The organism is Streptomyces sp. NPDC049970 (genome assembly GCF_040660235.1).
In the GTDB taxonomy this organism is placed as follows: Bacteria; Actinomycetota; Actinomycetes; order Streptomycetales; family Streptomycetaceae; genus Streptomyces.
Map to the genome: position 1 here is coordinate 1 of NZ_JBFALP010000042.1, position 4,546 is coordinate 4,546.

Annotated in this window: 4 protein-coding genes and 1 pseudogene; all 5 read left to right on the plus strand. The window is 67.4% G+C overall.

The features are described from left to right. The first annotated feature begins 192 nt into the window (after nucleotides 1-192). Complete coding sequence (locus tag AB0I83_RS31230; protein ID WP_189427861.1) at nucleotides 193-1,044, plus strand: immunity 49 family protein; 852 nt, start codon at nucleotides 193-195, stop codon at nucleotides 1,042-1,044. Nucleotides 1,045-1,140: 96 nt separating this feature from the next. Then, complete coding sequence (locus AB0I83_RS31235; protein WP_363307031.1) at nucleotides 1,141-2,001, plus strand: immunity 49 family protein; 861 nt, start codon at nucleotides 1,141-1,143, stop codon at nucleotides 1,999-2,001. A 132-nt stretch (nucleotides 2,002-2,133) separates the two neighbouring features. Continuing rightward, nucleotides 2,134-2,586: an immunity 49 family protein gene (locus AB0I83_RS31240; RefSeq protein ID WP_363307032.1), complete on the plus strand. Its 453-nt coding sequence runs from the start codon at nucleotides 2,134-2,136 to the stop codon at nucleotides 2,584-2,586. 66 nt (nucleotides 2,587-2,652) lie between these two features. Continuing rightward, nucleotides 2,653-2,841 carry a hypothetical protein gene (locus AB0I83_RS31245; protein WP_363307033.1) on the plus strand — a complete coding sequence of 63 codons (189 nt, stop codon included), beginning with the start codon at nucleotides 2,653-2,655 and terminating at the stop codon, nucleotides 2,839-2,841. 84 nt (nucleotides 2,842-2,925) lie between these two features. Beyond that, nucleotides 2,926-4,546 (plus strand): annotated as a pseudogene (locus tag AB0I83_RS31250) (hypothetical protein); the annotation flags it as partial.

The following is a 4,546-nucleotide window of genomic DNA, read 5'->3' on the forward strand; positions in this document are numbered from 1 at the left end:
ATAGGCACACTCAAGAATCCCCCCGTCGAAGGATGCCCTTGCGCACCCGCATTGACCGCCACGCGTTCCGTCCGGGGTCGTGGGTGGGCGAGTACGACACCTGAGCCGCGCAGGCGAGCAGCGCCGCCGGTCCATTTCCCATACCGGATCAGCGCCCTTCACCATCCAGCAGACGTTCCGAGGAGCAACGCTTTGGCCGCGATCATCCCCCGCCACCCTTTGCCGACGGAAAAGGCGGAAGAAGGAATCGCCGTACTCCAGGAGAGCGCCGAGGAGTTGATCGACGGCCTGGAGGAGGACTCCACCGAGCTCGGTGACGCGCAGCGCACCACCCTCACCTTGGCCAAAACGAGGTGTCTACTGGATCCCAGAGCTGCGATCTTTCCCACATGGGATGCCTGGGTGAATGCGATGCAGGTCGGCTCTGCTGTGTTCGCCGCCGCGACCACGACCGAAGGGCACGTCCGGTGCCGCATCGCCCACAAGGACCGCACGCTGCAGGCCACCGGGCCGCAGTGGTACGTGACCCCGGCCGCTTGGATCAACGCCTTCTACCTGGCCGTGGTCTGCCGAGAAAAGGACAGGATCAGCGCTCTGTGCCATGTGCCCGTTTCCCTGCTCCGGGAGAACGGCTCACGTTTCGAGGAGCATCACTACGCCTGGATCGAGACGCTTCAGGCGTATTGGCGGGGGGACCAGGATCTCGTCCAGAAGCTGGTGGCGGCGGTCGACGGCACCGACCCGCAATCCGTCGCCGATCCGGAGACGGTGAGCAAGCTGCTCTACCCGCCCATGGAGATGTTCCACCGCTTCATCCGCAAGGACAACGACGGCTTCAACCAGGCGCTCGCCAATGCCATCAAGTGGCACAAGGAGTACTGGAGCGAGGAAAGCCGGGCCTTCCAGGCTTCAGGTTTCGTGGCGCTCGGCCCCCTTGCCATGGTCTGCTTCGCCTACGACGCAGGCATGCCCATCGAGGTCGAGTCCGACTACCTGCCCGCCGTCCTCATCAAGCGAAACTGGTGCGGGGAGTTCCCCACCTGAGCAAGGCGCCTTCACGACACCACACGCGCTCTCTCGGGCGGACGAGGAGGACAGTCGAAGGCCGTGTGGGAGCTGCGTCCCTCACGGAGACAAGTCATGAGCGTTGCCATTCCCCGCCACAGCTCCCCGGGCCCTGACGACGAGGGCTATGCGGAGGATCTGGGCCGCGACGTGCTCGAGGACGTCGAGGACCTCCAAAAAGCGCCGGGCTCCATCGACTTGATGCTGAGCACGGCCGTGCTCCACGTTCATGCGCGCTGCGCCGTGGACCCGCGGGCGGCCAGGCTGGAGACCTGGGAGGCGGTGGTCACCGCCCTTCAGATCTACTCCGCCCTGTTCGCGGTGACCGGCACCGATGAAGGCAGCGTCGAGTGTTGTATTGCCCACAAAGTGTGGACCCTGCCGGTCATCGGGCCGCGCCCTTACGCCGACGCCGGGAACTGGCTCACCGCCTTCTGGCTCGCCGTCATCTGCCGCGACCAGAACCGCCTGACCCAACTGTGCGAAGTACCCCTGGACCGGCTTCGCTCGCCGGAAGGGGGTTACGACGACTACGTCTACCACTGGGTCGCAGCGCTGCAGGCCTACTGGCTGCAGCGTCCCGGACTGGTGGAAGAACTGACGGCGGCGCTTCGGGGTTCCCACCCGGATGTCGCCCGGATCGCTCCCCGGGACCTGCTGCAGCACATCCTCTACCCCCCGATCAACCTCTTCTACCGCTTCCTGCGCCAGGACGGCCCCGGCTTCAACCAAGCCCTCGCAGAAGCCGTACACCTCCACAAGGCCTACTGGACCGCCGACGAAGACCGAACCGACGACCCGGCCGGCATGGTCGCACTCGCACCCCTGGCCATCGCCTGCCTCGCCTACGACGGCGACCTTCCGATCGATGTGCAGACCGACTACCTGCCCAAACACCTGCTGGAGCGGAGCTGGCTCGGTGAGTTCAAGGTCTGAATTTCCGCGGCGGCGGTGTCGGAGTGCAAGGGAGTCGACGGGGCGAGGTGAGGTCCTTCCGGCCACGAGACCGAGTGCGCCGTAACGCGGATCGGAGTGTCGTCCCAGGTGACATCGACGTCTGATCAGCACATGCCCCTTGCCCGCATCGATCGCCACGAGTACCCCACGGACGAGGTCCCGGACACCCTCGACGCCCTCACCGAGACCACCGACTGGATCCTCGACGAGTTCGCCGGCTCGCCTGTCCTGCGTCCCCAGGCGCTGAGCACGACGCTCGCCCTGGCGCAGCAGCACTGTGCCGTCGACCCGCAGGCCGTGCGGTTCGAGACCTGGGAAGCCTGGGTCACGTCCATGCAGACCGGGTCCGCCCTCTTCGCCGCGGCCACCGCGCCCGAGGGCACGCACGTCACCTGCCGGATCGGGAAGCGGGAGCACATCCTTCCCGCGACCGGTCCCGAGTCCCATCTGAACGCGGGAACATGGGTCACCTCCTTCTACCTGGCGATGATCTGCCGCGACAACGACCGCCTGCGCCGCTTGGCCTGTGGAAACGGGGAGCCTCCAGGCGGGGCGGACACGTGAGGACCAGCCGGTGTGGCAAGCGTTGCCGCCGGGACTGCTGAGGATGCGCCGGTTGCTGCTGGTGCTGTGGGCGGCGCTCGCAAACAGGACGTCCGCACCCACGGAAACCCGTACGCCGAGGCGGACGCGCACACCCCCGGCACCGCGGGCGCACTCCGCGGCGGAATCCTCCTGCCCGGCCCCTCCCCCACCGGCGCCGCACCGAGCTACGGCGGCCCCGGAAAGCGCAAGCGCCGCGCCCCGCACGCCAGCTGACGTTCCATAACCCCGTTTGTATGATGGTCCGATCTTGAGCAGGTCGGTCCGGATCAGCAGACGGACAAACGGGGGCAGTGAGACGTGATCAAGCCGGAGGAGATTCCGCAGTTCACGGGGGATCTGGAGCTGCTGGAGCAGGATTACGCGGCGCTGAAGGCGGATGCGGGTCATGTCCGGGACACGGGCCGGGATGTCCACAACCGTTTCCAGGGATTGTCGGCGTACTACACCGCTCCGGAGGCGGAGCAGCTGTTCGCGACGACGAAGCCGGTCAAGGACCGCGCGGACAGTTTCGCGGACGGTCTGGAGACCGTCTCGGGGGCGCTGGCGGGGTATGCGACGGAGATCCGTCCGCTGGTGAAGAAGCTGGAGCAGCTGAAGCAGGAAGCGACGACCTTCGTCAATTCCGTCAAGGACGATGACGACTGGGAGTACGACGGGGACAAGGTCGCGCATCACAACCGGATCCGGGACGAGGTCACGCGGACGGTGGCGGCGTTCTGGGCTGCGGAGCGCACCTGCCACAACAAGATCACCGCTCTGTGGCATGGCACGCAGATGGTGGCCGGTGACGGGTCGGACAAGAAGAACCAGTACGGGTTCGACGCGGAGGACCTGAAGAACGCGAAGCTTCCCTGGGGTGACCCGGTGGAGGAGAAGCATCACTGGTACGAGGTCGGCCACTGGGTCAAGTCGTTCGTGTGGGACGGCCTGATCGTGGACGGTGTGTGGGGGACGATCAAGGGCCTGGGGACGCTGGTCGGTTTCGGTGGCTGGGAGGCGATGGGGCAGGCGTGGAAGGGCCTGGCCCAGCTGGCCACGGGGCTGGCGATCTCGTCGATCCCGGGTGTGGGGGCGATGTTCTGGGCACTGCCCGACGACAAGCTGCCCTCGTGGATCCGTGACTCGCGCACCGCGATGAAGGAGACGGGCAAGGCGCTGGTGGCGTGGGACGAGTGGGGCAAGAACCCCGCTCGTGCCGCGGGCGCGGTCACCTTCAACGTCCTCACCACCGTCTTTACCGGTGGTGCGGGGGGTGCTGCGTCGGGTGCGGGCAAGGCCGGCGCGGTCGCGAAGGTGCTGTCCGCGGCGGGCAAGGCCGGCAAGGTCATCGACCCCATGACCTACGTCAGCAAGGCCGCCGGAGCCGGTCTGTCGAAGATCGGTGACATCGCCAAGGGCCTGAAGGGCATCGGCAAGATCGACATCCCCAAACTGCCCGACAACGCGATCACCCTGCCCGAGGGCTCGCTGAAGCTCCCGGACGGCACGGTCCACCTCCCCGAGGGTGCCCCGATCCCCGAGGGCGCGACCAAGCTCCCGAACGGCACCATCGAGCTGCCGCACGACACCCCGGTGCTGCCCGAGGACACGACGAAACTGCCGAGCGTGGACGGCTCCCCGGCCCAGTACATGGACCCGCACGGCAACCTCCTGGACCACCAGGGCAACCTCGTCCAGCACGCCGACCAGGCCCCCACCGACATCGTCGACAAACCCCACCCGGACGCGGACACCCCGGCAACAGGCGCGGACACCCCCCACACCCCGTCCCCGGCCAAGGAACCGGCCCTGGTCGGTGCCGGCACCCACACCGCCGAACAGGCCGGTGAGCACATACGCCTGGGCGACAGCACCGGCCACGACCTGGGCGACGTCGGCCGCGCCGGCGAAGACGCACCCACCACCCCCACCGTCCACG

Coding starts and splice junctions, on each gene's coding strand:
- AB0I83_RS31235 (WP_363307031.1), top strand. CDS start 1,141: ATGAGCGTTGCCATTCCCCGCCACAGCTCCCCGGGCCCTGACGACGAG.
- AB0I83_RS31240 (WP_363307032.1), top strand. CDS start 2,134: ATGCCCCTTGCCCGCATCGATCGCCACGAGTACCCCACGGACGAGGTC.